At 62.0% G+C, this 24,860-nt stretch carries 25 protein-coding genes, 1 tRNA gene and 1 pseudogene; 5 read left to right on the forward strand and 22 right to left on the reverse strand.

Going from position 1 to position 24,860, the window contains the following annotated elements:
* Positions 1 to 6: 6 nt before the first annotated feature.
* Both ACIPIJ_RS02345 and ACIPIJ_RS02350 read right to left on the reverse strand, forming a co-directional pair.
* Entirely contained in the window at positions 7 to 1,077 is a 1,071-nt protein-coding gene (locus ACIPIJ_RS02345; RefSeq protein WP_401072334.1) for an AI-2E family transporter, read from the reverse strand.
* Positions 1,078 to 1,097: 20 nt separating this feature from the next.
* A complete protein-coding gene (locus tag ACIPIJ_RS02350; protein WP_012273752.1) occupies positions 1,098 to 1,337 on the reverse strand; it encodes a sulfurtransferase TusA family protein in 240 nt (79 codons plus the stop codon).
* A 120-nt stretch (positions 1,338 to 1,457) separates the two neighbouring features.
* Between ACIPIJ_RS02350 and ACIPIJ_RS02355 the strand changes: the two genes are divergently transcribed.
* Complete coding sequence (locus tag ACIPIJ_RS02355) at positions 1,458 to 2,894, forward strand: M48 family metalloprotease (RefSeq protein WP_401072336.1); 1,437 nt, start codon at positions 1,458 to 1,460, stop codon at positions 2,892 to 2,894.
* Positions 2,895 to 2,939: 45 nt separating this feature from the next.
* Here ACIPIJ_RS02355 and nadA read toward each other — a convergent pair whose 3' ends face one another.
* Together nadA and ACIPIJ_RS02365 are read right to left on the reverse strand one after the other, a co-directional pair.
* A complete protein-coding gene (gene nadA, locus ACIPIJ_RS02360) occupies positions 2,940 to 3,998 on the reverse strand; it encodes a quinolinate synthase NadA (RefSeq protein WP_401072338.1) in 1,059 nt (352 codons plus the stop codon).
* A 305-nt stretch (positions 3,999 to 4,303) separates the two neighbouring features.
* Positions 4,304 to 5,812, reverse strand: coding sequence for a YdgA family protein (locus ACIPIJ_RS02365; protein ID WP_401072340.1), 1,509 nt, complete (start codon positions 5,810 to 5,812; stop codon positions 4,304 to 4,306).
* Positions 5,813 to 6,365: 553 nt separating this feature from the next.
* Between ACIPIJ_RS02365 and ACIPIJ_RS02370 the strand changes: the two genes are divergently transcribed.
* The 4 genes and pseudogenes from ACIPIJ_RS02370 to ACIPIJ_RS02385 all read left to right on the forward strand — a co-directional run bounded on the left by ACIPIJ_RS02370 (position 6,366) and on the right by ACIPIJ_RS02385 (position 10,942).
* Entirely contained in the window at positions 6,366 to 7,718 is a 1,353-nt protein-coding gene (locus tag ACIPIJ_RS02370) for an APC family permease (protein ID WP_401072342.1), read from the forward strand.
* Between the two features lie 299 nt (positions 7,719 to 8,017).
* Positions 8,018 to 9,007 (forward strand): annotated as a pseudogene (locus ACIPIJ_RS02375) (HAMP domain-containing protein); the annotation flags it as partial.
* 102 nt (positions 9,008 to 9,109) lie between these two features.
* Positions 9,110 to 9,865, forward strand: coding sequence for a methyl-accepting chemotaxis protein (locus ACIPIJ_RS02380; RefSeq protein WP_401073410.1), 756 nt, complete (start codon positions 9,110 to 9,112; stop codon positions 9,863 to 9,865).
* A gap of 117 nt (positions 9,866 to 9,982) precedes the next feature.
* Positions 9,983 to 10,942, forward strand: a complete 960-nt coding sequence (locus ACIPIJ_RS02385) for a cation diffusion facilitator family transporter (protein ID WP_401072344.1) — start codon at positions 9,983 to 9,985, stop codon at positions 10,940 to 10,942.
* 13 nt (positions 10,943 to 10,955) lie between these two features.
* On the opposite strand, the gene ACIPIJ_RS02390 is transcribed toward ACIPIJ_RS02385, so the two are convergent.
* From ACIPIJ_RS02390 to ACIPIJ_RS02475, 18 genes are all read right to left on the reverse strand, one after another.
* Positions 10,956 to 11,504 carry a hypothetical protein gene (locus ACIPIJ_RS02390; RefSeq protein ID WP_401072346.1) on the reverse strand — a complete coding sequence of 183 codons (549 nt, stop codon included), beginning with the start codon at positions 11,502 to 11,504 and terminating at the stop codon, positions 10,956 to 10,958.
* A gap of 198 nt (positions 11,505 to 11,702) precedes the next feature.
* Positions 11,703 to 11,778: transfer RNA gene (locus ACIPIJ_RS02395), tRNA-Lys, on the reverse strand.
* Between the two features lie 61 nt (positions 11,779 to 11,839).
* Positions 11,840 to 12,514, reverse strand: coding sequence for a 7-cyano-7-deazaguanine synthase QueC (queC, locus tag ACIPIJ_RS02400; protein WP_401072348.1), 675 nt, complete (start codon positions 12,512 to 12,514; stop codon positions 11,840 to 11,842).
* Between the two features lie 16 nt (positions 12,515 to 12,530).
* The gene (gene queE, locus ACIPIJ_RS02405; protein ID WP_401072350.1) at positions 12,531 to 13,178 is read right to left on the reverse strand and encodes a 7-carboxy-7-deazaguanine synthase QueE; all 648 of its coding nucleotides are present in this window, start codon (positions 13,176 to 13,178) and stop codon (positions 12,531 to 12,533) included.
* A 159-nt stretch (positions 13,179 to 13,337) separates the two neighbouring features.
* Positions 13,338 to 14,153 carry a tol-pal system protein YbgF gene (gene ybgF / locus ACIPIJ_RS02410; protein WP_401072352.1) on the reverse strand — a complete coding sequence of 272 codons (816 nt, stop codon included), beginning with the start codon at positions 14,151 to 14,153 and terminating at the stop codon, positions 13,338 to 13,340.
* Positions 14,154 to 14,159: 6 nt separating this feature from the next.
* Positions 14,160 to 14,657, reverse strand: coding sequence for a peptidoglycan-associated lipoprotein Pal (gene pal / locus ACIPIJ_RS02415; RefSeq protein ID WP_008090230.1), 498 nt, complete (start codon positions 14,655 to 14,657; stop codon positions 14,160 to 14,162).
* 54 nt (positions 14,658 to 14,711) lie between these two features.
* Positions 14,712 to 16,013 carry a Tol-Pal system beta propeller repeat protein TolB gene (gene tolB / locus ACIPIJ_RS02420; RefSeq protein WP_401072354.1) on the reverse strand — a complete coding sequence of 434 codons (1,302 nt, stop codon included), beginning with the start codon at positions 16,011 to 16,013 and terminating at the stop codon, positions 14,712 to 14,714.
* Positions 16,010 to 17,086, reverse strand: a complete 1,077-nt coding sequence (gene tolA / locus ACIPIJ_RS02425; protein WP_401072356.1) for a cell envelope integrity protein TolA — start codon at positions 17,084 to 17,086, stop codon at positions 16,010 to 16,012. Before tolA ends, tolB begins: the two co-directional genes overlap by 4 nt.
* Positions 17,086 to 17,538, reverse strand: a complete 453-nt coding sequence (gene tolR / locus ACIPIJ_RS02430) for a protein TolR (RefSeq protein ID WP_012273765.1) — start codon at positions 17,536 to 17,538, stop codon at positions 17,086 to 17,088. The genes tolA and tolR overlap by 1 nt, the downstream gene beginning before the upstream one ends.
* Positions 17,539 to 17,552: 14 nt before the next feature.
* On the reverse strand, positions 17,553 to 18,248 hold the full coding sequence (gene tolQ, locus ACIPIJ_RS02435; protein WP_010952367.1) for a protein TolQ: 696 nt from the start codon (positions 18,246 to 18,248) through the stop codon (positions 17,553 to 17,555).
* A gap of 2 nt (positions 18,249 to 18,250) precedes the next feature.
* Positions 18,251 to 18,703 (reverse strand): tol-pal system-associated acyl-CoA thioesterase, encoded by a 453-nt coding sequence (gene ybgC / locus ACIPIJ_RS02440; protein WP_401072358.1) that lies wholly within the window; start codon positions 18,701 to 18,703, stop codon positions 18,251 to 18,253.
* Between the two features lie 125 nt (positions 18,704 to 18,828).
* On the reverse strand, positions 18,829 to 19,875 hold the full coding sequence (ruvB, locus tag ACIPIJ_RS02445) for a Holliday junction branch migration DNA helicase RuvB (RefSeq protein ID WP_401072360.1): 1,047 nt from the start codon (positions 19,873 to 19,875) through the stop codon (positions 18,829 to 18,831).
* A complete protein-coding gene (gene ruvA / locus ACIPIJ_RS02450) occupies positions 19,872 to 20,489 on the reverse strand; it encodes a Holliday junction branch migration protein RuvA (protein ID WP_401072362.1) in 618 nt (205 codons plus the stop codon). Before ruvA ends, ruvB begins: the two co-directional genes overlap by 4 nt.
* 109 nt (positions 20,490 to 20,598) lie before the next feature.
* The gene (gene ruvC / locus ACIPIJ_RS02455; protein WP_012315820.1) at positions 20,599 to 21,123 is read right to left on the reverse strand and encodes a crossover junction endodeoxyribonuclease RuvC; all 525 of its coding nucleotides are present in this window, start codon (positions 21,121 to 21,123) and stop codon (positions 20,599 to 20,601) included.
* 186 nt (positions 21,124 to 21,309) lie between these two features.
* Positions 21,310 to 22,056: a YebC/PmpR family DNA-binding transcriptional regulator gene (locus ACIPIJ_RS02460; protein WP_401072364.1), complete on the reverse strand. Its 747-nt coding sequence runs from the start codon at positions 22,054 to 22,056 to the stop codon at positions 21,310 to 21,312.
* 112 nt (positions 22,057 to 22,168) lie between these two features.
* On the reverse strand, positions 22,169 to 23,944 hold the full coding sequence (gene aspS / locus ACIPIJ_RS02465) for an aspartate--tRNA ligase (protein WP_401072366.1): 1,776 nt from the start codon (positions 23,942 to 23,944) through the stop codon (positions 22,169 to 22,171).
* A 95-nt stretch (positions 23,945 to 24,039) separates the two neighbouring features.
* Positions 24,040 to 24,261, reverse strand: coding sequence for an FmdB family zinc ribbon protein (locus tag ACIPIJ_RS02470; RefSeq protein WP_401072368.1), 222 nt, complete (start codon positions 24,259 to 24,261; stop codon positions 24,040 to 24,042).
* A gap of 92 nt (positions 24,262 to 24,353) precedes the next feature.
* Positions 24,354 to 24,683 carry a ribbon-helix-helix domain-containing protein gene (locus tag ACIPIJ_RS02475; RefSeq protein ID WP_401072370.1) on the reverse strand — a complete coding sequence of 110 codons (330 nt, stop codon included), beginning with the start codon at positions 24,681 to 24,683 and terminating at the stop codon, positions 24,354 to 24,356.
* Positions 24,684 to 24,860 lie beyond the last annotated feature (177 nt).

The following is a 24,860-nucleotide window of genomic DNA, read 5'->3' on the forward strand; positions in this document are numbered from 1 at the left end:
TCAACACTAGAGCATCGGCGCCACGGCAGGCTCCTGCCGTGGCCAGGCATCCAGCACCGCCTTGATCAGCGTCGCCAGCGGGATCGCGAAGAAGATCCCCCAGAAGCCCCACAACCCGCCAAACAGCAACACCGCGCAGATGATCGCCACCGGGTGCAGGCTGACCGCCTCGGAGAACAGCAGCGGCACCAGGACGTTGCCATCCAGCGCCTGGATGATCGCGTACACCGTCATCAGGTAGATGAACTGATCCCCCCAGCCCCACTGGAACAGTGCGATCAACGTCACCGGCACGGTCACCACCACCGCCCCCACATACGGCACCACCACCGACAGGCCCACCAGCAGCGCCAGCAGTGCCGCATAATTGAGCCCCAGGCTGATGAACGCAATGTAGGTGGCAATCCCGCAAATGAGTATCTCGATACCCTTGCCGCGGATGTAGTTGGCAATCTGCCGGTTCATCTCGCTGCCCACCCGATTCAGCAGGCTGCGCTGGCGCGGCAGGTAACCGCTGACCCAGCCGCCGATCATCTCGCGGTCCTTCAAGAAGAAGAACACCAGGATCGGCACCAGCACCAGGTAGATCATGGCGTTGACCAGCAACGGCAGGCTCGACAGCGAAAAGGTCAGCGCCCACTGGCCGAACTTGCCGATTTCGCCACGCACCGACTCGATGGCATGCAGCACCTGCTCGTCCGACACCAGGTGCGGGTAGCGCTCAGGCAACAGCAACAGCAGCGACTGCCACTTGCCAAGCATGCCCGGCAGCTCGTTGAACAAGGTGATCAGCTGATGCCAGAGGAGCGGCACCAGCACCAGCAGGAACACCGCCAGTGCGCCCATGAACAGCATGAACACCAGCATCACCGCCAGCCGCGTCGGCACCCGCAGGCGTTCCAGGGCATTGACCAAGCCCTGCATCAGGAAGGCCAGCACCATGCCCGCCAGCACCGGTGCAAGCATGCCGCCGAGGGTCAGCACCGCGGTAAACGCCAGGAACAGCAGGACCGCCAGCACCACCGCCTCCTCATCGGAGAAGTAGCGCTGCATCCAGTCGCGAAGCACTTTGAACATTGACGATCCTTGGTTGGGACTCAGGCCTTGCGCAGCCAGTAGGTATAGGTGCCGGCTTCGGCCGTTTCCTGCAGCAGCGTATGACCGGCCAGCTGGGCAAAAGTGCGGAAGTCGCGCTGCGAGCCGGCATCGGTGGCGATCACCTTGAGCACCGCGCCACTGGCCAGGCGGTTGAGCTCCATCTTCGCCTTGAGCAAGGGCAGCGGGCAGTTCAGCCCGCTGGCGTCGAGTTCGGCGTCGCAGGTCAGGGTGTCACTCATCAGCGGTTCTCCACGCATGGGGCGGATGTGTTTGGTAACAGGGTCGCTAGGATACCGCCACTGGCCGCCAACGTGCGAGCGGGCTACAGTAGGCGCTTTGACCCGACGCGAGCTTCGTGCATGAATCTACTGCGCCCTACCCTGCTGACGCTGGCCTGCCTGATGGCCCTCCCCGGCCATGCTGACGACCTGCCATCACTGGGCGATGCCAGTTCCGCGATCGTCTCGCCGCAACAGGAACACCAGCTCGGGCGCGCCTGGCTGAGCTTGCTGCGCGGCCAGGTCAGGCAGCTGAACGACCCGCAGCTCAAGGACTACGTCGAGACCACCGTGTATCGGCTGGCCGAAACCAGCCAGCTGCAGGACCGGCGCCTGGAATTCATCCTCATCGACAGCCGCGAACTCAACGCCTTCGCCGCCCCCGGGGGCATCGTCGGGGTCAATGGAGGTCTGTTCCTCAATGCCCGCACCGAAGGCGAGTACGCCTCGGTGCTGGCGCACGAACTGGCGCACTTGTCGCAACGCCACTTCGCCCGAGGCGTCGAAGCCCAGCAGCGCATGCAATTGCCGATGATGGCGGCGTTGCTGGCCGGTATCGTGCTGGCAGCGGGCGGTGCAGGTGATGCGGGCATCGGCATGATCGCCGGCACCCAGGCGGCGGCGATCCAGGAGCAGCGGCGCTTCTCGCGGCAGAACGAGCAGGAAGCCGACCGCATTGGCATTCAAAACCTGGAGAAGGCCGGTTACGACCCGCGCAACATGCCAACCATGTTCGAACGCCTGGCGCAGCAGTATCGTTACGGCGCCAAGCCGCCTGAATTTCTGTTGACCCACCCGGTGACCGAATCGCGTATCGCCGACACCCGCAACCGTGCAGAACAGGCACCCAAAGGCGGCGTCGAGGACAGCCAGCGCTATCAGCTGATCCGCGCCCGCGTGGCCCTCACCTACGAAGAAACCCCTGGCCTTGCCGCCAAGCGCTTCCGTACCCAGCTTGAAGAAGACCCCAAACTGGACGCTGCCCGCTATGGCCTGGCCCTGGCGCAGATCAAGGGTGGCCAGCTCAACGAAGCACGCGAAAATTTGAAGCCGTTGCTGGCCAAGGCGCCCAACGACATCACTTACAACCTGGCACAGATCGACCTGGACATCACCAACAACCGCCTGGCCGATGCGCAGCAACGGGCCGAGCGCATGCAAAGTTCGTATCCGGGCAATTACCCGTTGAAACAGGTGCGCGCCGATTTGCTGGTGAAGCAGAACAAGCCTGCCGAGGCCGAGAAGGTGCTGAACGATTTGCTCAAGAGCCGGCCGGATGACCCGGACGTGTGGTACGACATGGCCGAGGTCCGTGGCTTGTCGGGCAATACCATTGGCCTGCATCGGGCACGTGCCGAGTACTTCACCTTGGTGGGGGACTTCGACCAGGCGATCCAGCAACTGGACTACGCCAAACGCCGCGCGGGCAGCAATTTCCCGCTGGCATCGCAGATCGATCAGCGCCAGCGCGAGATCATGGAGCAGCAGCGCATGGTCAGGGAAATGATGGGGCGGTAAGGAGGGGCTTGTCCCGCGAATGGGGCGCAAAGCGCCCCAACGTTTTCAGGCGTTACCGGACAGCTTCAACCGAGCCGCGTGGGTAAAGTCCAGCATTCGGTTCAATGGCTTGATCGCCTTCGGCACCAGCGCCGGGTCGACGAAGATTTCATTCGTGCCTTTACGCAGGCAATCCAGCACCCGCTCCAGGGTATTCATCGCCATCCACGGGCAATGCGCGCAGCTGCGGCAGGCCGCGCCGTTGCCGGCGGTCGGCGCTTCGATGAATTCCTTGTCCGGACACAACTGCTGCATCTTGTAGAAGATGCCGCGGTCGGTGGCGACGATGAAGGTCTTGTTCGGCAGGGTCTGCGCAGCCTTGATCAGCTGGCTGGTGGAGCCGACCGCGTCGGCCAGGTCGATCACCGACTCCGGCGACTCGGGGTGCACCAGAATCGCAGCATCCGGGTACAGCGCCTTCATGTCAGCCAGTTGGCGCGACTTGAACTCTTCGTGGACGATGCAGGCACCGTCCCACAGCAGCATGTCGGCGCCGGTCTGCTTCTGGATGTAACGGCCCAGGTGCTGGTCCGGGCCCCAGATGATGGTCTCGCCGTTGTCCATCAGGCTTTCGACGATTTCCAGCGCGCAGCTGGAGGTCACCACCCAGTCGGCGCGGGCTTTGACTGCCGCCGACGTGTTGGCATAGACCACCACGGTGCGCTCGGGGTGCTGATCGCAAAAGGCCGAGAACTCTTCGACCGGGCAACCCAGGTCGAGCGAGCAGGTGGCTTCCAGGGTGGGCATCAGCACGCGCTTTTCCGGCGTGAGGATCTTGGCGGTTTCGCCCATGAAGCGCACACCGGCGACTATCACCGTCTCGGCGGGGTGGTTCTTGCCGAAGCGGGCCATTTCCAGCGAGTCGGACACGCAGCCGCCGGTCTCTTCGGCCAGCGCCTGGATGACCGGGTCACAGTAATAGTGGGCAACCAGCACGGCGTTCTGTGCTTTCAGCTCGGCAGCGATGGCCGCACGGTATTCGGCCTCCTGCTCAGCGGTCAGCGGGTTGGGCTGCTTGGCGTCGAGGTGGGCCTGAACCAACAGGCGTTCGGAAATCTGGGTCATGATCGCTGGACCTGCAGGCGCGCGTGCGCGTCAAATCGAGTGTATCACCCGGCCCTGACAGATCGGCTAAGGGCGCCGGACGGCAGGCATGCCGCCACGGCCCTCTGCGGGCGCGGATTATTATCGGACGCCGAAGGCTACAGACAATCAAGGGATTTCTAAAGCGGTTTTTGTGTGGCCAGCACTGGCCTCATCGCCGGCAAGCCAGCTCCCACCGTTGCACCACGGCATTCAAGGGCAGTGGTGTAGCTGCGGGAGCGGGTGTACCCGCGAAGAGGCCAGCATGAACAACGGCTCAGCCAGGTTTAACCTTGCGGCTGCAGCGCCGCGAAGTGCGCCGCGAGGATCATGGCGAATTCCTCTACGGTCATCTTCTTGCCGTTGAAGTCGACCATGCCATCGGCATAGTGCAGGCTCGACACCACGTCATTGCCCTGCACCGTGGCCATGCCACTCTGCAGCGCCATCATGCCGACCATCTCACCTGCCTGGTTGGACTGCATGGCAATCGCCTGGGCATCGGTCTGGCCTTCCAGCAAGGCCTGCAAGGTGGCCAGGTCACCAATCATCGGCTTGGACAGCGACAGCTTGCTCTTCACCTGGGTGATCAGCTGCTTGCTCAGCTGGTCGGACGGCAGGTCGAAGGAGGAGGGGCTGGCAAAATCCAGCGCCAGGTTGAAGCGGCTTTCGCCGTTGGCCGTCTTGAACGACAGGTTCTCCACCGCCAGATGCGGCTTGGACGCCAGCAACTGCTTCAGGTCGCCCTGGAACTTGGCTTTCTCCGCTTCGCCCATCTGGATCTGCGGGAACGGCTGGCCGGCCGCTGCGGCCTGCTGGAACTCCGGCATGTGCGCCTGGTACCACTGCGAAAGCGACTGCAGGGCCGGGGCATTGATCGACTTGATGCTCACCGCCATCTGCCCGCTGCCGACCGCGCGGCCGTCCCAAGTGATGTCCGCCACCTTGTAATCCACGCGTCCACCGACGGTATCCGGGCCATCGAGCCGTTGCACGGCGTTCTGTTCCAGGCCTTTGAGCAGCAAGACCTGCTGTTTCGGCCCCAAGGTGACCTTGGCCTCAGCCAGCAGCAGATCGACGTTGCCGACATAAATCGCATCGTGCTGGGTGGCCGCCAGGTTGCCACCCACTTTCAGGTCCTTCAGCTCGAACGTGGCTGGCGGGTGATCGTCGCCCACCAGCTTCATTTCGAAGCGGTCGGCAGTGCCATGGAAAGTCGACGCATTGCCATCGTTGTCGCCGCTGATCACCAGGCGCATGCCAGAGAAATCCAGGGTACTGCCGTTGTCCTCAGTCACCTTCACCGGTTCGAGCATGATAGTGCCATCGACATTGCCGCCAAAGCCCAAGCTGGCCTGCGAAGTGACCGGGGGCTTGTCGCCTGCAGCCGCAAACCACGGCGCGGTGAAGTCGTCCTTGTCCAGCGCACTGTTGCTGGCCGCCAGCACCGGCATCAACTTGAACGCCTTGACCCGCGACCAGGGGAACGGCCCATGCTCGATCTGGTCGGTGACACCCACTTCAAAATCGACCGTCTGGCCATCGGACAGGTGAATGTCACGGGCCTTCAGGCGGTAGTGCGCGGTGCTGCTGAAAAAGCGCTGCTCCAGCGAGGCCAGCTCGAGGGTCATGCTGCCGCCCACCCCGACCAGGGCCTTCTTCAGCTGAGCGTTGCCACGGCTGACGGAATGCTCCAGTTGCTCAGGCAACTGCTTGCCGGTGTACCAGGCGCCAGCAGTGGTCACGACGGCAATGGCGATGGCCAGGCCGGAAAGGATGCCTACTGATTTCTTCATGAATAGAACCGATTGATGTCCATATGGGCGGGTTGGCAGCCGGTAGGCCGCGCGGGTGCAAAATAGTATCACTCCACACCTGTCCTGGTGGCCGACCACAAGAGGAAATCTCACCTTCAGGAAGCGCCCGACACCGTAGGCAGAAGCACCCCAATCGTTTAATTTTACGAACATTCACATCGATCGAAACCGCACAAAATCGCGCAAAAACCGAACATAACGGCCTTAAAACCGATAAATATTTCAATTTAGCAACATCTTGTCATGTTTAACTTGACACCCACCTACCCATCGTTTTTTATTTTCACCACCTTGCCCAGCGCCACTCCACGAAGAAGAAAAGACGCGCCGTCATGATGCCTCACCGCCCCTGCCCGCACGCTCCACCTTCCTAGCCCAGGTACTGCCAGCTCGACAGCGGCGCATCGCCTGCGCCTATCTCTGCTCCAACAATAAAATACAGGTGAACACATGGAGCCCACCCGCTCGCCCTTGCCGCATGCGCATACCCCCTCGCCCGTCGTTCACGCCCAGCAGCAGGAGCCACGCCAGCATGCAGCCTGACCACAGCGCCACCGGCAACGGCCAACTCCGTAAAACCCTGCGCCTTTGGCACGTGATCATCATCGGCCTGGCCTACCTGACGCCGATGACCGTGTTCGACACCTTCGGCATCGTCTCCGGGATTACCGCCGGGCACGTGCCCAGCGCCTACCTGCTGGCGCTGGCCGGCATCCTGTTCACTGCGGTGAGCTACGGCACCCTGGTACGCCGCTTCCCACAGTCAGGGTCTGCCTATACCTACACCCAGCGCGCGATCAACCCGCACGTGGGCTTTCTGGTCGGCTGGTCGTCGCTGCTCGACTACCTCCTGCTGCCGATGGTCAACGCCCTGCTGGCCAAGCTTTACCTCTCGGCCATGTTCCCCGAAGTGCCGGAGTGGATCTGGGTAGCCGGCTTCGTCACACTGATCAGCCTGATCAACATGCGCAGCGTCAACCTGGTGGCGCACTTCAACCTGCTGTTCGTCGCTGTGCAGGTGGCGATCATCGCCGTGTTCATCTACCTCTGTGTGCGCGGTTTGGGCCAGGGTGAAGGCCTGGGCACGGCCTGGAGCCTGCTGCCGTTCGGCGACAGCCAGACCCAGCTCAGCGCCCTCGCCGCTGGCGCGACCATCCTCTGCTTCTCGTTCCTGGGCTTCGACGCCGTAACCTGCCTATCGGAGGAAACCCGCGACCCAAGCAAGACCATCCCACGGGCGATCTTCCTCACCGCACTGATCGGCGGCCTGGTGTTCATCACCGTGTCGTACTTCATCCAGGCTTACTTCCCGACCATGGCGCGCTTCCACGACCACGAAGCCGCCCTGCCGGAAATCGCCCTGTATGTGGGCGGCAAGCTGTTCCAGTCGATCTTCATTGCCTGCACGGTAATCAACACCATCGCTTCGGGCCTGGCGTCGCAGACCAGCGTCTCGCGCCTGCTGTACGTAATGGGGCGCGACAAGGTGATCCCGGCCAGCATCTTTGCGCGCCTGCACTCACGCTACAAAACGCCCGTGCTGAACATCGCCGTGGTCGGGTTGATTTCGCTGTCGGCGATCTTCTTCGACCTGGTCACTGCCACCTCGATCATCAACTTCGGGGCGCTGGTGGCGTTCAGTTTCGTCAACCTGTCGGTCATCAACCACTGCTACCTGCGCGAAGGCAATCGCCAGGGCCTGGCGAACAAGCTGATGTACCTGGTGCTGCCGACCATCGGCTTCTGCATCATCGTCTCGCTGTGGCTCGACCTGAACGAACACTCGTTGATGTTCGGCGGAGCCTGGGCAGCGCTGGGCCTGGTCTACCTAGCTTGGCTGACCAAGGCTTTCACTGCCGCACCACCGAAGTATGTTGCTGAATGACCCTCGCTGAATGACCCTCGCCGTCGACAACGCCCGCGCCTGAACGCGGGCGTTGTCCTTGATCGAAAAGGAAAGCCCTCATGCCGCTGCGTCGCCTCTCCATCCAGTGGAAGATCACCCTGCTCGCAGGCCTTTGCCTGCTGGCCATCGTCGCCCTGCTGGTGGCTACGTCGCTGACCCAGGCGCAGCGCAGCGTAGCCCTGGTCAGCCAGGCCAACAGCGAAATGCTCGAACACAGCGCGCGCCTGCGCCTGCAGGCCCACGCAGAAACACAGACCCTGCGCATCCAGCGCTATTTCATGGACGCCTATCAATACGCCAACGGCTTTGCCCGCCTGGTCCAGGTGCTCAAGGCGAACGGCGGCAGCGAGCTGCGCGCCGAACTGACCCGCCAGGCCCGCGCCAGCTTGGCGGGCAACCCGGACGTGATCGGCCTGTACCTGGTGTTCCAACCCAACGCGCTGGACCACCAAGACAGCCAGTTCGTCGCCCAGGAAGGCGTCGGCAGCAATGAGAGCGGGCGCTTCTCGCTTTACTGGTCGCAACCCAGCCCAGGCACCCTGGAGCGCGAAGCCATGCCAGAGTCGATGCTGGCCGACAGCACGGTCGGTGCCAATGGTGCCGCGCAGAATCGCTGGCTGACCTGCCCACAGGAAACCGCCAGGGCCTGCGTGCTGGAGCCGTACCTCGACGAGGTCAACGGCCGCCAGGTGCTGATGACCAGCATCGCCTTGCCCTTGCTGGAGAACGGCAAGGTGGTGGGCGTAGTCGGCCTGGATATCGGCCTGGACAACCTGCAGCAGCTGAGCCTGGATGGCCGTCAGGAGCTGTTCGACGGCCAGGGCCAGGTGAGCATCGTCAGCAATACCGGGCTGCTTGCCGGCCACAGCCGCGACGCCAGCAAACTGGCCAAGCCACTGGACAACGAGGTAGCACAGGGCCTGCTGCGCGTCGGTCGACCGTTCGCACCGATCCCCGGCGCAGCGCCCTGGCAGGTGTTGCTGGAGTTGCCGGAAGCCGTGCTGCAGGCACCCGCCGTGGCGCTCAACCAGCGCCTGGGCGAGCACAACCAGCACGCCAACCTGACCAGCCTGTTGGTCGGCCTGGGCGCTGCGGTGGTTGGCCTGCTGCTGGTCTGGCTGACTGCACGGGGCGTGACCCGGCCGATTTTGGCCGTGGCCGCGCGCCTTGAAGACATCGCCAGCGGCGAAGGTGACCTGACGCGCCGCTTGGACTACGCCCGCCAAGACGAACTGGGCCTGTTGAGTGGCGGGTTCAACCGCTTTCTCGACAAGCTGCAACCGGTGATCGCCCAGGTCAAAGGCTCGCTGCACGAAGCACGCGGCACTGCCGACCAATCCGCGGCCATCGCCAGCCAAACCAGCAACGGCATGCAGCAGCAACAGCGTGAGATCGAGCAGGTGGCCACTGCCGCCAACGAGATGAGCGCCACCGCCCAGGATGTCGCCCACAATGCGGCGCAAGCGGCACAGGCCGCGCGCGGTGCCGACCAGGCCAGCCACGAAGGGTTGCAGCTGATCGCCAGCACCCGCCAGGCCATCGACAGCCTGGCGGTCGGGATGAACGCCGCCATGGACGAGGCACGTGCCTTGGAGCAGCGCAGCGAGCAGATCGGTTCGGTGCTCGAGGTGATCCGTGCGATTGCCGATCAGACCAACCTGCTGGCGCTCAATGCCGCTATCGAGGCTGCCCGTGCCGGTGAAGCCGGGCGTGGTTTTGCCGTGGTCGCCGACGAGGTGCGCAGCTTGGCCCAGCGCACTCAGGTGTCGGTGGAAGAGATCCGCCAGGTCATCGAAGGCCTGCAGCAAGGCACTCAGGATGTGGTCGACGCCATGCATGAAGGCCAGCGCCAGGCGCAAGCCAGTGCAACCCGCATGGAGCAAGCGCTGCCGGCGCTGCAGCGGATCGGTGAGGCAGTGGCGGTGATCAGCGACATGAACCTGCAGATCGCGTCGGCGGCCGAAGAGCAGAGCGCGGTGGCCGAGGAAGTGAACCGTAACGTGGCCGGCATTCGCGATGTGACAGAATCGCTGTCGGGCCAGGCTGATGAATCGGCGCGGATCAGCCTGGCGCTGAATCGGCTGGCCAATCAGCAACAGGCTTTGATGGAGCAGTTTCGCGTTTAGCCTGCAAGAGCCTCTTCGCCGGCAAGCCCGCCCCCACAGGATCCGTTTACCTGTAGGCGCGGGCTTGCCCGCGAAGCGGCCAGCACAGGCACCCCACCTTTTGAATGAGTTTTACCCATGGAAACACCACACAAATCGCCCTTCTTCGACATCACCAGCGAACAGGGCCTGCTACGCACCTCAATCGCCGTCACCCTGTTCATCGCCTCCATCGGCATTGCCTTCGGCCTGGCCTCCGGCTCGTTCTCGATTATCTTCGATGGGGTCTATTCGCTGGTCGACGCCAGTATGAGCGGCCTGTCGCTGGTGGTGGTCAAACTGATCACCTCGCACGCCACCAGCCTGCAGATGTCGCGCAAGCTGCGTGAGCGTTTCACCATGGGCTTCTGGCATCTGGAACCGATGGTCCTGGCATTGAACGGCATCCTGCTCAGTGGCGTTGCCATCTACGCGCTGATCAACGCCGTCAGCAGCGTGCTGCAGGGCGGCCGCCACCTGGAGTTTGGCATCGCCATGGTCTATGCCCTGCTGACCGTGATCGCCTGCGCCACCATCGCCGCGGTGGAAGCTCGCGCCAACCGCAAACTGAACTCGGACTTCGTCCGGATGGACGTCAAGGGCTGGGTGATGTCGGCCAGCATCACCGCGGCCCTGTTGATCGCCTTCTGCGTCGGCTATGCCGTGCAGGGTACGCAATGGGAGTGGATATCACCCTACATCGACCCGGCGGTACTGGCGCTTGTGTGCCTGGTAATCATCCCCCTGCCGCTGTCGGTGGTGCGCCAGGCGCTGTCAGAAATTTTCCTGGTGACGCCCGGCGACCTCAAGCTGCATGTCGACACCGTCGCCCAGCAGTTCGTCGCAAAGCATGGCTTGCAGTCCTACAAAGCCTATGTGGCCAAGGTCGGGCGCTCACGCGAGATCGAACTGTATTTTATTGTCCCCACCGACATGCCCGCCCGCTCGATTGCCGAATGGGACACCCTGCGTGACGAGATCGGCGATGCCGTCGGCGGCGAGGGCCCCGATCGCTGGATCACTGTAGTGTTCACCGGCGACCCGGCCTGGGCGGAATAAAGCCGCGATACGGCTAGCGGAGCCCGAAGCTGAACGGCCCCTTTTCAGGGCAGTTTCTGTCCTTGACCTTATCGGCATGGCCCGCGTCGCGCAGTTCATTGCAGATCTGCGCGATATGCTTGGGCGTCACATAGAGAAAGCCCGAGAACCAGCCCTGCTTGATTAGCGAAAGCTTATGCAGCGCCCCGCCGGCCCTCAAAACGCGAAGTACCACGCTGGCGCAGTTCTTATGCAGTGTATGGTAAGTAGCGTCTGGCTTGTCGTGAATGATCATCCAGGCCCAGCGCATCGCCTGCACATCCAGCCCATACAGCGTATAGATGACGTGTGGTTTTGCGCACTCGGCCTTGATGTCGTCTTCGAGGAAAAACTTCCGATCCTGCTTCAGCCTGGTGAGCAACCCAGCCTCCTGGCTTGGCCACCAGCTTACGTAGTGCTTGTTGTGTTTCGCGATCAAGGGCTTATGCCTTTCACGCTCCACGGGGCTGCTGAACCCATCGTAACGATGCTCTACCAGCTTGCCGAAGAGCGGGTCCCCAATGTACATGGAGGCATGGCCCATGGCCCCTTCATCGGGGTACCAAATATAGACAACCGCACTGACAACGCCCCTATTCATCATTCACCCAGCCTGTTCCTTGCCAGTTCATTGAATGACGTATAACACTCGGCGCCTGGGTTCTATTCCCGGGCGGCGCCTGCCCGCCAGAACGACAAAGCCCGCAACCGTTTCCGGTTGCGGGCTTTGCCTTACTGCGTATGGTGGGTCGTGTAGGATTCGAACCTACGACCAATTGGTTAAAAGCCAACTGCTCTACCAACTGAGCTAACGACCCGTTGGATGGCGCGTATAATACTGATTTCTAACGAGAAATCAACACCCCATCAAAACTTTTTTCAAAAATATCGGGTGGGGTCGTCTACACCAGCAACCTTGAAGCCATCGGCGCGCAGGCGGCAGCTGTCGCACTTGCCACAGGCACGGCCTTCGTCGTCGGCCTGGTAGCAGGAAACGGTGAGGCTGTAGTCCACGCCCCGCGCCATGCCGGCCTGGACGATCTGCGCCTTGCTCAGGTTCTGCAATGGGGCCTGGATACGGAAGCCCTGCCCCTCAACACCAGCCTTGGTCGCGAGGTTGGCCATGCGCTCGAACGCCTCGACGAACTCAGGGCGGCAATCCGGGTAACCGGAATAATCCACCGCATTGACGCCGATGAAGATATCCCGCGCCTCCAGCACTTCTGCCCAACCCAGGGCCAGCGACAGGAAGACGGTATTACGTGCGGGCACGTAGGTTACCGGAATGCCCTCGCCCGGAGTTTCCGGAACATCGATGCTGCTGTCGGTCAGGGCCGAGCCGCCGATGCCGTCAAGGTTCAGGCCGATGACCTTGTGCTCGACCACGCCCAGGTCGCGGGCGACGCGGGCGGCTGCGTTCAACTCGGCACGGTGACGCTGGCCGTAGTCGAAGCTCATGGTGTAGCAGCTGTAGCCTTCGGCCTTGGCCATGGCTACCACGGTGGCCGAGTCGAGGCCGCCAGACAGCAGGATTACCGCGCGTTTCTCAGTCATGTGCATTAACTCTCAATCAACGTCCGGGTTCGTCGTTCCACAGCAGCTTGTGCAGCTGCAGCTGGAAACGCACGGGCAGGTTGTCGGCAACGATCCAGTCGGCGAGGTCGCTGGCACTGACCTGGTGGTGGCTTGGCGAAAACAGCACCTCACCGGCACGTTCTGCCAGGTTGTACTGGATCAACTTGGACACCGCCCAGTCATAGTCCTCACGTGAACAGATGACGAACTTGACCTGGTCGTTATGGGTCAGTTGCTCGATGTTCTCGTAGCGGTTGCGGTGCGACTCTTCGGACCCCGGGGTCTTCAGGTCGACCACACGGCTGACGCGCACATCGGTGCCCGAGATATCCAGCGCGCCGCTGGTTTCCAATGAAACCTCGTAACCGGCGTCGCACAAGCGCTGCAGCAAAGGCAAGGCATTGGGCTGGGCAAGTGGTTCGCCACCGGTGACACAGACATAGCGCGGTTTGAAACCGGCTACCTGCTCCATGATCGAATCGAGTGTGCGGATAGTACCGCCAGTGAAGGCGTAAGCACTGTCGCAGTACTGACAGCGCAGGGGGCAACCGGTGAGGCGCACGAAAACCGTGGGCAGCCCAGCCGTTCGTGTTTCACCCTGCAACGAGTAAAAGACTTCGGTGATACGTAATGTGTCTTGCATGATCGCCACGGGCGTGACAGCTAAACAGGCTGTCCGCCTCCGTCAGGCACTGTCGCGGACTCGACATGGCGTTATCCGCAGCAGCGTGTTTAAGAAAAAGGGCAGTGATTCTAACGAAAAAACCCGCGACTGGCGCGGGTTTCTTTCGAACGGTGCGGCTTAGAGCTTCTGCAGGTCGCGTTGCGCCAGTTGCGCGGCAGAGGTGCCGGGGTACTGGGTGATGACCTGCTGCAGGATGCCTTTGACTTTGTCGGTATGGCCCATGCGGCGCTCGACGTCGGCCAGTTTGTACAGCGAATCCGGCACCTTGCTGTGTTTCGGGTACTTCTGGCTAACCTGGGCGAAGGCTTGGCTGGCAGCAGGCAGGTCGCCTTTGGCCAAGTTCACTTCACCCAACCAGTACTGGGCGTTGCCTGCGTACTGGCTGTTCGGGTACTTGCGCAGGAAGGCGTTGAACGCCTGGCTGGCCTTGTCGAAGTCCTTTTGCTTGATCTGGTCGAAAGCCGCGTCGTAGTAGAGCTTCTCTTTCGCCGGATCACCCGGCTCGCTGTTGCCAGCCGGTTGCTGCGCAGCAGCGCCAGCGGCGCCTGCTGCTGCACCGGCGGCGGCATCGGGTGCACCACCGGTGGAGGAATTGTCGGGGGTCGCTGCGGGCGCGCCACCACTGTTGATGCGACGGTCCAGGTCCTGGTATCGCTCCAGGTTTTCCTGCTTCATGCGCGACACATCGTTCTGCAGCTCTTCGATGATGCCTTGCTGACGGGAAAGCTGGTCCTGCATCTGTTGCAGCTGCATGAACAGCTGGCCCTGTGCTGAGGCAGGGGTCGAAGCCCCTGCCCCGGCATAGGCGCCGCTCGTGCCATAACCCGAAGGTGGATACCCACCCGCGTTGTCATCTACTACAGGAACCGCAGCCCACGCTGAAAGCGGAAGGCTGAGTGCGAGGACGGTTACAACACGACGGCACATTCGCATAGGAACTTACTTACGCAGTTCTACGCGACGGTTCTGAGCCCAGGACTGCTCGTCGTTGCCGGTGGCAACTGGACGCTCTTCGCCGTAGGAGACCAGTTCCAGCTGAGCAGGGGAAACGCCCTGCAGAACCAGGTAACGCTGAACGGCCTTGGCACGACGCTCACCCAGAGCCATGTTGTACTCGCGGGTGCCGCGCTCGTCGGTGTTGCCTTCCAGAACAACGCGGTTGCCGTTGGACTTCAGGTCCTTGGCGTGAACGTCCAGAGCGCGCATGGCTTCTGGCTTCAGGTCCGAGCTGTCGTATTCGAAGTAGAAGGTGGTGATTGCGCGCAGGGCGGCTTCTTCGCTCAGGGAGCCGTCGACAGCACCAGTGTTGGCACCGTAGCCAGCGTTCGGGTCAACAGCGCCTTCACCCGCATTGTCACCGCCCTTCGAGGAGCAACCTACAGCTACAGCCATGGCCAGAGCCAGCGCAGCAAATTTACCAAACTTCAGCATTTCCATCGTGAAACTCCTAATGAAACCCCAGTGTGTTAAGCAAAACGTATTACGCCGCAATCAGTTCAGGTAAGGGGACCAGGACGGTTCTCTGACTTCGCCTTGAGCGGTAGGAAGTGGGAGCCTCACGCGGCCATTAAGCGACACGAGCATCAAGACTCCCCGGCCCTGCTGGCGGGTGGCGTAGATTAGCATGGTGCCGTTAGGCGCAACAGTGGGAGACTCATCAAGACTTGTTTCCGTGAGAATCTTTACACTTCCACGCTGCAAGTCCTGTGCCGCCACTTTAAAGTTGGTGAAACCCTGCTGACGGTGAATCATTACCAGGGTCTTTTCGTCCGCCGAGAGTTTCGGGTTGGCGTTGTAGTTACCCACGAATGTCACGCGCTCGGCACTACCACCGCTAACCGATTGTTTGTAGATCTGCGGTTTGCCACCACGGTCGGAGGTGAAGTACAGGGTGTTGCCATCCTTGCCCCAGAATGGTTCGGTATTGATACCCGGGCCGGCGGTGACACGACTGATCTGGCGCGAAGCCACGTTCATCACATAGATGTCGGGGTTACCGTCTTTCGACAGCACGAACGCCAGGCGCGAACCGTCAGGCGACCAGGCCGGCGCACCGTTCAGGCCTTCGAAGTTGGTGACCTGCTCGCGGCGACCGGTATCGATGTGCTGGACGAAGATGCGCGGACGCTTCTGCTCGAACGAGACATACGCAATACGTTTGCCATCCGGCGCGAAGCGCGGCGACAGGATCGGCTCACGCGATTGCAGCAGGGTCACTGCGCGGGCACCGTCGTAGTCGGAACGCTGCAGGGTGTAACGGGTGTTGTTGGTCGAGAAGCGCTCGGCGGTCACGTACAGCATGCGAGTGGAAAACGCACCCTTGATGCCGGTGAGCTTCTCGAACGACTGGTCGGCGATGTAGTGCGACATGTCGCGCAGCTGGTCGGCGGTGCCGGCAACGCTGCCGGTCAGCACTTGCTGCTCGGTGGCGACGTTGAACAGTGCGTATTGCACCTGCAGGCGACCACCCGATGGCGTAATGCTGCCGACCATCACGTACTGTGCGCCCAGGGCTTTCCAGTCACGGAAGATCACTTCGCTGGCCTGGGTAGGCTGGCTGATCATGTTCTGCCGTGGGATGGGCGAGTAGTAGCCGGAGTTGCGCAGGTCGTTGCCGATGATATCGGCCATGTCTTCCGGCAGCACACTGCCACCCTGCAGACCGAACGGCACTACCGCGATGGGCGTCGCCCGATCGCTGCCGCTGGTGACCAGGATGTTCTTTTCCTCTGCCATGGCCATGCCTGCCACGCAGCACAGCATGACCAGCAGTCCTCGAAGGAGTGTAATCACAACGCTAGATCCTCAGGAGTAAATGTCATCTTGAACGAGCGATACCGGTTGAAATCGCTCGGCTTCATACCCTGCATTTCGGTCAGACGACCGATGTTCTTCATTGCTGCCACCGCCGAACTGTCAAATGGGCCGTCGCCACTGGAGCGCAACACACTGACGTTGGTGATGGTGCCATCCGGCAGCATGTTGATCTGCAGGACTACCGTCATGCCTTTGCGCGCAGAAGGTGGACGCGCCCAACCTTCGGCCGCGCGCATCCGGATCAGGTCGTCGAAATCGCCGGCCACCTGGTCACCCTGCTCATCGGCCAGCGCCTGCTGCCGCTCGGTGGTGTCGGACAACAGCTCGGCCAGGGCCTGAGCTTTCTTGTCTTCCGCCGACTTGCGGGCCGCTTCCTGTGCCTTCTTCTTCTGAGCGTCTGCAGCGGCCTTTTTCTTGGCCTCTTCAGCTGCCTTCTTCTTCGCATCCTCGGCCGCCGCTTTTTTCTTGGCGTCCTCGGCTGCTTTCTTCTTCGCCTCCTCGGCTGCCTTTTTCTTGGCGTCCTCGGCGGCTTGTTTCTTGGCTTCTTCCTCGGCCTGTTTCTTGGCCTCTTCCTCAGCCTTTTTCTTGGCGATATCGGCCTGCTGTTTTTCAGCGGCTTTTTTCGCTTCGTCGGCCTTCTTGGCTTCGGCGGCTTTCTTGGCCTCGCTGGCCTTCGCGGCTTCCTCGGCCTTCTTCGCCTCGGCAGCTTCGCGAGCCTCTTCGGCCTTTTGAGCGGCATCGGCTTTCTTTTGTTCCGCAGCCTTCACGGCTTCCTGCTCGACCTTCTTCTGCTCCAGCTGCTCGACTTCGGTCTGGCGCGAGGCGGTTTTCTTCGCTTCCCCTGCAATCTTCTGATTGGTCTGGGTGGTCGCCTGGCTCTTGGACTTGAGCTGATACAGGGTAGCCTGAACGATCGGCTTGGAAGGCGGCAATTCTGGCGTCATGGCAAAACTGACGAACAGCAGTGCGAACACCAGTACGTGCAGGCCGATGGCCCAGACACTGGGCCAGAAGTAGCTTTCCGAGGCGGATGGCTCTCGCTGTTGCATCAGGGCGCCTCGGTAATCAGGCCAACGTTACCGACACCGGCCTTCTGCAACCCGCCCATGGCGCCCATGACGGCGCCGTAGTCGACAGCCTTGTCGCCACGGATAAAGACCTGGGTCTGCTTGCCCTGATCGCGACCGGCGGCAATGATCTTGGTCACCGCGTTGGTCATGTCGGGCAAGGTCATGGCCTTGTCCATCTGCTTGTCGGTATCGACTTCGCTGCCGAGGTTCCAGTAGTAGGTCTTGTCGGCCTTGATGGAAATGGTGAGGATCTGGACGTTGTTGTCCTGCGGCAAGGCTTCGCTGGAAACCTTGGGCAGGTCGACCTTCACGCCCTGGTTGAGCATGGGGGCCGTCACCATGAAGATGACCAGCAGCACCAGCATCACGTCGATGTAGGGCACCACGTTCATCTCGGCGACCGGCTTGCGTTTGTGGCGAACTCGGGCCATGGGCTTCTACCTGATTACTCTTCGCTGGTGTGCACTTTGCGGTGCAGGATCGCCTGGAACTCGTCGGCGAAGGTGTAGTAACGACCGATCAGCACTTCGCTGCGCGCGGCGAAACGGTTGTAGGCGATAACCGCCGGGATTGCCGCGAACAGGCCGATGGCGGTGGCGATCAGTGCTTCGGCGATGCCGGGGGCAACGGTGGCCAGGGTGGCCTGCTGGGCGCTGGCCAGGCCGCGGAAGGAGTTCATGATGCCCCACACGGTACCGAACAGGCCGATGTACGGGCTGGTCGAACCAACGGTGGCGAGGAACGGCAGGCTCTGCTCGAGCTTTTCTTCCTCACGCGAGATGGCCACGCGCATGGCCCGGCCTACGCCTTCCATGACTGCGTCCGGGTCCACGCCCGGCTGCTGGCGCAGACGCGAGAATTCCTTGAAGCCGGCCCGGAAGACTTGCTCCACGCCCGAATCAGGGTCCGGGTTGCTACCTGCCTGACGGTACAGCTTGGACAGGTCGATGCCCGACCAGAAGCGCTCCTCAAAGGCATCCAGCGCACGACGACCGGCGCGCAGCATGGTGCTGCGCTGGAAGATCATGATCCATGAAGTGACCGAGGCGGCCACCAGGGTCAGCATTACCAGCTGTACCACCACGCTGGCATTGCTGACCAGACTCCACATGGAGGTATGGTCGACGACGTTAGCTTCCACGCTTATTCTCCTGCATTCGATTGAGTACCCGAGCCGTCCGCCACAAAGGCGTCGCGCAGCTCCGGGGGTAGGGCTCGGGGTTTGAAAGTGTCGGCGCGCACGGCGGCCACCAGGAACTGCCCTTCACAGAGCAGCGTTTCATCCTTTTCGCGCCAGACCTGCTGTACGAAACGCAGGCTGGCGCGATTGAGTTCAAGTACTTGCGCAGTAACCAGCAGCTCATCGTCCAGCCGCGCCGGCGCGTGATAGCGCGCCTCGCTGGAATGGACCACGAACAGCAGGTTGTCCCCGGCCAGCTGCTGCTGGGAAAACCCCAGGTGCCGCAGCCGCTCGGTACGCGCGCGCTCCATGAATTTCAGGTAGTTGACGTAATACACCACGCCGCCGGCATCGGTATCTTCGTAATAGACGCGACAACGGTGTGCGAAAGGTTCCAGGCCATTTTGCGCGCGCATACTCTAGTGCTTACTCCTCAGCTTGCCAATCCGCTGCGGCAACTGTTTTTTCTTCATTAATGTCTTATTGCCAGCAACCATAGGGCATGCCAGCGGTAGGACCACGAAAAGTCGCTTTTGATCTGTCATTCATCGCCTGCTTCGGAAAAATCCGCCCCGTCGCCCAGGCGTCCGGGCACATTCAGGCCAAAGTGCAGGTAGGCATGCCGCGTGACCACGCGCCCGCGAGGCGTGCGCATGATGTAGCCCTGCTGGATCAGGTAGGGCTCTAGCACGTCCTCGATGGTATGGCGCTCTTCACTGATCGCTGCAGCCAGGTTGTCCACGCCCACCGGGCCACCGTCGAACTTCTCGATCATGGTCAGCAGCAGGCGGCGGTCGGAGTGGTCGAAACCACGCTCGTCGACGTCCAGCAGGTTCAGCGCCATGTCAGCCACGGCCTTGGTGATCTGCCCTTTGCCACGTACCTCGGCGTAATCACGCACACGGCGCAGAAGGCGGTTGGCAATACGCGGCGTGCCACGGGCACGGCGGGCGATCTCGTAGGCACCGAGGTCCTCGATGACCAGGCCGAGGATCTTGGCCGAACGGCTGACGATGGTCGCCAAGTCCTTGTCGCTGTAGAACTCCAGGCGCTGGACGATACCGAACCGGTCACGCAGCGGGTTGGTGAGCATGCCAGCACGGGTGGTAGCCCCTACCAGGGTGAAGGGCGGCAGGTCGAGCTTGATGGAACGGGCCGCCGGGCCTTCACCGATCATGATGTCGAGCTGGAAATCCTCCATGGCCGGGTACAGCACCTCTTCGACGACCGGCGACAGACGATGGATCTCGTCGATGAACAGCACGTCATGCGGCTCGAGGTTGGTCAGCATGGCCGCCAGGTCGCCCGGGCGCTCGAGAATCGGCCCCGAAGTGCTCTTGACCGACACGCCCATTTCCTGGGCGATGATGTTGGCCAGGGTGGTCTTGCCCAACCCGGGCGGGCCGAAGATCAGCGTGTGGTCAAGCGATTCGTTGCGACCGCGGGCAGCCTGGATGAACAGCGCCATCTGCTCGCGCACCACCGGCTGGCCGATGTACTCGTCCAGGCGCAGCGGGCGGATCGCCCGGTCCTGGACTTCTTCACGGTCGCGGCCACTGGCGGCGATCAGGCGGTCGGCTTCGATCACTTGGTAATCATCCCTTTGAGGCTGCGGCGGATCAGCTCTTCGCTGCTAAGGCCGGCCTTGTCCTTGATTGCGGACACGGCCTTGCTGGCCTCCTGCGGCTTGTAGCCCAGGGAAACCAAGGCGCTGACGGCATCGGCCTCCGCCGTGGAGGCGCTGCTGGCCGGCACCGGGCCATCGGAGACCAGGGTGAACATGGCCGGCGAGGTTTCCCAGGCCTTGAAGCGGTCCTTGAGCTCGACCAGCAGGCGCTCGGCGGTCTTCTTGCCGACACCGGGCACACGTACCAGTGCCGAGGTGTCCTGAGCTTGCACGCAACGCACCAGTTCATCGGCTTCAAGGCCGGACATCAGCGCCAGCGCCAGCTTCGGGCCCACGCCATTGAGGCGAATCAGCTCGCGGAACAGCTCGCGCTCACGCTTTTCGTGGAAGCCGTACAGCAGGTGGGCGTCTTCGCGGACCACCAGGTGGGTATGCACGGTCACCGTTTCGCCCACCTTGGGCAGGCGATACAGGGTGGTCATCGGCACTTCCAGCTCATAGCCCACGCCATTGACGTCGATAATCAGGTGCGGCGGTTGTTTTTCCGCCAGGGTGCCGCGCAAACGTCCAATCACGTTCCGATCCTTCCTCTCGGGGAGCCGATCAAAGACCGCTCAACCCTATCAGCAAATGCAACGGGCAAACGATTCACCCGGACAAAATGTGTATCAGCGCATGAAGCGCCTACAGACGCAAGCGCCCGCCGCGCCGTCGCGCCGTAGCCAGGCCATGGGGCACCAGGCTGGAGCGGGTATGGGCATGGCACAAAGCGATGGCCAGGGCGTCGGACGCGTCGATCTGCGGTTTCTGGGTCAGCTTGAGCAGGTGCATGACCATCAGCATCACCTGTTCCTTGTTGGCCCCGCCGGTGCCAGCCACCGCCTGCTTGACCTGGGTTGCACTGTATTCGGCGATTTCCAGGCCGGCCTCGGCGGCGGCGACGATGGCCGCGCCACGCGCCTGGCCAAGCTTGAGCGCCGAATCGGGGTTGCGCGCCATGAACACGCGCTCAATGCCCATGGTCACAGGGCCATGCTGGGCAATGATTTCACTGACACCGCGAAATACGATCTGCAAGCGCTCGTGCAATTCACCGCTGCCGGTGCGGATACAACCCGACGCCACGTACTCACAACCACGGGCAGTCTGGCGCACAACGCCATAGCCGGTGATGCGCGAACCGGGGTCGATACCAAGAATCAGAGTCATAACGCCTGTCGTATAAGGGGGGGAATGCGTGAAAGCCTCAGCTCCATTCAAGGCCATTGGGGCCGCTGCGCGGCCCATCGCCGGCAAGCCAGCTCCCACCGGCATAGCGAGCGCGCGACCTGTGGGAGCCGGCTTGCCGGCGATGGGCTGCGCAGCAGCCCCAACTACGACCTTGCTGGCGACACCTTAGCCGAGTTTTTCCATGATCTCGTCGGAAATCTGCGCATTGGAATAGACGTTTTGCACATCATCCAGGTCTTCGAGCATGTCGATCAGCTTGAGCACTTTTTCTGCGCCCTCCTGATCCAGTTCGGCGCTGGTGGTCGGCTGCATGACGATCTCCGCGTCCGCGGCCTTGAAGCCCGCTTCTTCCAAGGCGTTACGCACGGCGTAGAAGCTGTTGAACGAGGTGAAGACCTCGAACGAGCCATCTTCATTGCTCACCACGTCGTCGGCATCGGCCTCCATGGCGGCTTCCATCAGCGCATCTTCGTCGACACCCGGCGCGAAGCTGATCTGCCCCTTGCGCTCGAACAGGTAGGCCACCGAACCATCAGTGCCGAGGTTGCCGCCGCACTTGGTGAAGGCATGACGCACGGCGGCGGCGGTACGGTTGCGGTTGTCGGTCATGGCTTCGACCATGATCGCCACGCCACCCGGGCCGTAACCCTCGTAGCTGAGTTCTTCGACGTTGTCGCTTTCGTTGGTGCCAGCACCCCGGGCCACAGCGCGATCAATGATATCGCGGCTCATGTTGGCACCCAGGGCCTTGTCCAGTGCCAGGCGCAGGCGCGGGTTGGAGGCCGGATCGCCACCACCCTGCTTGGCCGCGACGGTCAGTTCACGGATCCACTTGGTGAAGATCTTGCCTCTCTTGGCATCCTGGCGCTCTTTGCGGTGCTTGATGTTCGCCCACTTGGAATGACCAGCCATAACAACTCCAAATCCTTGAAACACAAACAATTGCGCCCCAAGACGGGGCGCAACGACAAAATCTTGCGCCGTAACGCAAAGGCGCATCCATGTGGATGCGCCCGGGGTCCGCTTACTCGACCTTGGTCTGTTCGCGCAGGCGGATGTGCAGCTCGCGCAGGGCCTTGGCGTCGACCAGGCCTGGGGCCTGGGTCATCACGCAGGCGGCGCTCTGGGTTTTCGGGAAGGCGATCACTTCACGGATCGACTGTGCGCCGGTCATCAGCATCACCAGGCGGTCCAGGCCAAAGGCCAGGCCACCGTGAGGCGGTGCACCGAACTTCAGCGCGTCGAGCAGGAAGCCGAATTTCTCTTCCTGTTCCGCCGCTTCGATACCCAGCAGACGGAACACCGCCTGTTGCATCTCCTTACGGTGGATACGGATCGAACCGCCACCCAGCTCGGTGCCGTTCAGCACCATGTCGTAGGCACGCGACAGCGCGGTGGCCGGGTTGGCTTCGAGCTCTTCCGGGCTGCACTTCGGCGCAGTGAACGGGTGGTGCAGCGCGGTGAAGCTGCCGTCTTCGTTCTCTTCGAACATCGGGAAGTCGACGACCCACATCGGTGCCCACTCGCAGGTGTGCAGGTTGAAGTCGTTGCCGACCTTGATCCGCAGCGCGCCCAAGGCTTCGCTGACGATCTTGGCCTTGTCGGCGCCGAAGAACACGATGTCGCCATCGACCGCGCCAACGCGATCGAGGATCACATTGAGGTTGGCCTCGGGAATGTTCTTGACGATCGGCGACTGCAGGCCTTCAACACCCTTGGCGCGCTCGTTGACCTTGATGTACGCCAGACCCTTGGCACCATAGATGCCGACGAACTTGGTGTACTCGTCGATCTTGCTGCGCGGCATGCTGGCGCCGCCTGGCAGGCGCAGCGCGGTAACGCGGCATTTCGGATCGTTTGCCGGGCCGGCGAAGACCTTGAAATCGACATCTTTCAGCTGGTCGGCAACGTCGACCAGCTCCAGCGGGTTACGCAGGTCTGGCTTGTCGGAACCGTAGCGGCGCATGGCCTCTTCGAAGGTCATGTGCGGGAATTCACCGAACTCCAGGTCCAGCACTTCCTTGAACAGCTTGCGGATCATGCTTTCGGTGAGGCCCATGATCTCGGACTCATCGAGGAAGCTGGTCTCGATGTCGATCTGGGTGAACTCTGGCTGACGGTCAGCACGCAGGTCTTCGTCACGGAAGCATTTGGCGATCTGGTAATAGCGGTCGAAGCCGGCAACCATCAGCAACTGCTTGAACAACTGAGGCGACTGCGGCAGGGCGAAGAAACTGCCCGCGTGGGTACGGCTTGGCACCAGGTAGTCACGCGCGCCTTCCGGGGTGGCCCGGGTGAGGATCGGCGTTTCGACGTCGAGGAAGCCGTTCTCGTCGAGGAAGCGACGGATGCTGGTGGTGATGCGCGAGCGCAGACGCAGCTTTTCGGCCATTTCCGGGCGACGCAGGTCGATGAAACGATAACGCAGACGGGTTTCTTCGCCCACATCGGAATATTCGTTCAACGGGAACGGCGGGGTTTCCGCCTCGTTGAGAACGGTCAGCTGGTAGCCGAGGATCTCGATACCGCCGGAGGCCATGTTGGCGTTGACCGCGCCTTCAGGGCGCTTGCGTACCTTACCGGTGATCTGCACCACGTATTCGCTGCGCACGCGGTCGGCGGCGGCGAAGGTTTCGGCGCGGTCCGGGTCGAACACGACCTGGGCCATGCCTTCGCGGTCACGGATGTCGAGGAAGATCACCCCGCCGTGGTCGCGGCGACGATGGACCCAGCCGCAAAGGGTGACTTCCTGGCCGTCCAGGCTCTCGTTCAGTTGGCCGCAATAATGGCTGCGCATCATGATGGTGGTTTCGCTTCTCGTGATTCGTGTATTCGATGGAGGCCTTGGCCGCCCCAGGGGGCTAATACTGCAAGACCCGGCTACTGCAATTCAACTCAGTCGGCCTTGTCGCCGCCTGCAAGATTCTTTTTCGCCCCGGTCTTGAAGTCGGTTTCGTACCAGCCGCTACCGCTCAGGCGAAAGCCGGGGACCGACAGCAGCTTCTTCAATGCCGGCGCCTGGCAGGCCGGGCAGTCGGTCAATGGCGAGGCGCTGATTTTCTGCAGCGCTTCCATCCGATGATCGCAGGCTGCACATTGATAGTCGTAAAGGGGCATGGGTGTCTCTCGTCAACCATAACACTGGCTGCCGGGGCAGCAAAAAGCGGGATTATATATGGTTAACAGGCACTGCGCAGCCCGCCTGGCGATCAGCGTACGCTGGACGGTTGCTGCAGCCAGGCCACGCAGATCACTCGGATCAGGCCGCTGAAGTTACGCACCCCACCCTGGCGCAGGTGTACCTCGCGGTCCACATAGGAAAGCACGGCACTGACCGAGCATTCATTGGCCTCGGCGATGCCCTCGAGAATACCCCAATACACCGCCTCCAGGCGCAGGCAGGTGGAAAAGCCGTTAAGCCGCACAGAGCGCGACACTGGCCGAATCTGCAACATGTCGAAATCCGCCCTGAACGGATCGATGCACTGCTTGACCGGGCAGCGACCCTGCCCGCCTACACGCTTGCTCCCTCGCATCATGCGTTCCATTTCCTCGCCACTGGTGTCTTCCCTGCGCCTCGAGACAAACCGGGCACAGGAATCAAGTGCGCAATGAAGCGCGCGCAAGCGGACGCAAAGCAGCGGCAAAGCCTTCCCGCACAATCGAAAAAGCCCGGTCGAGCAGGGCTCGACCGGGCTTTCAGGCCGCGTTCATGT

Source organism: Pseudomonas sp. NPDC087185, assembly GCF_044744955.1.
Classification (GTDB): Bacteria; Pseudomonadota; Gammaproteobacteria; order Pseudomonadales; family Pseudomonadaceae; genus Aquipseudomonas.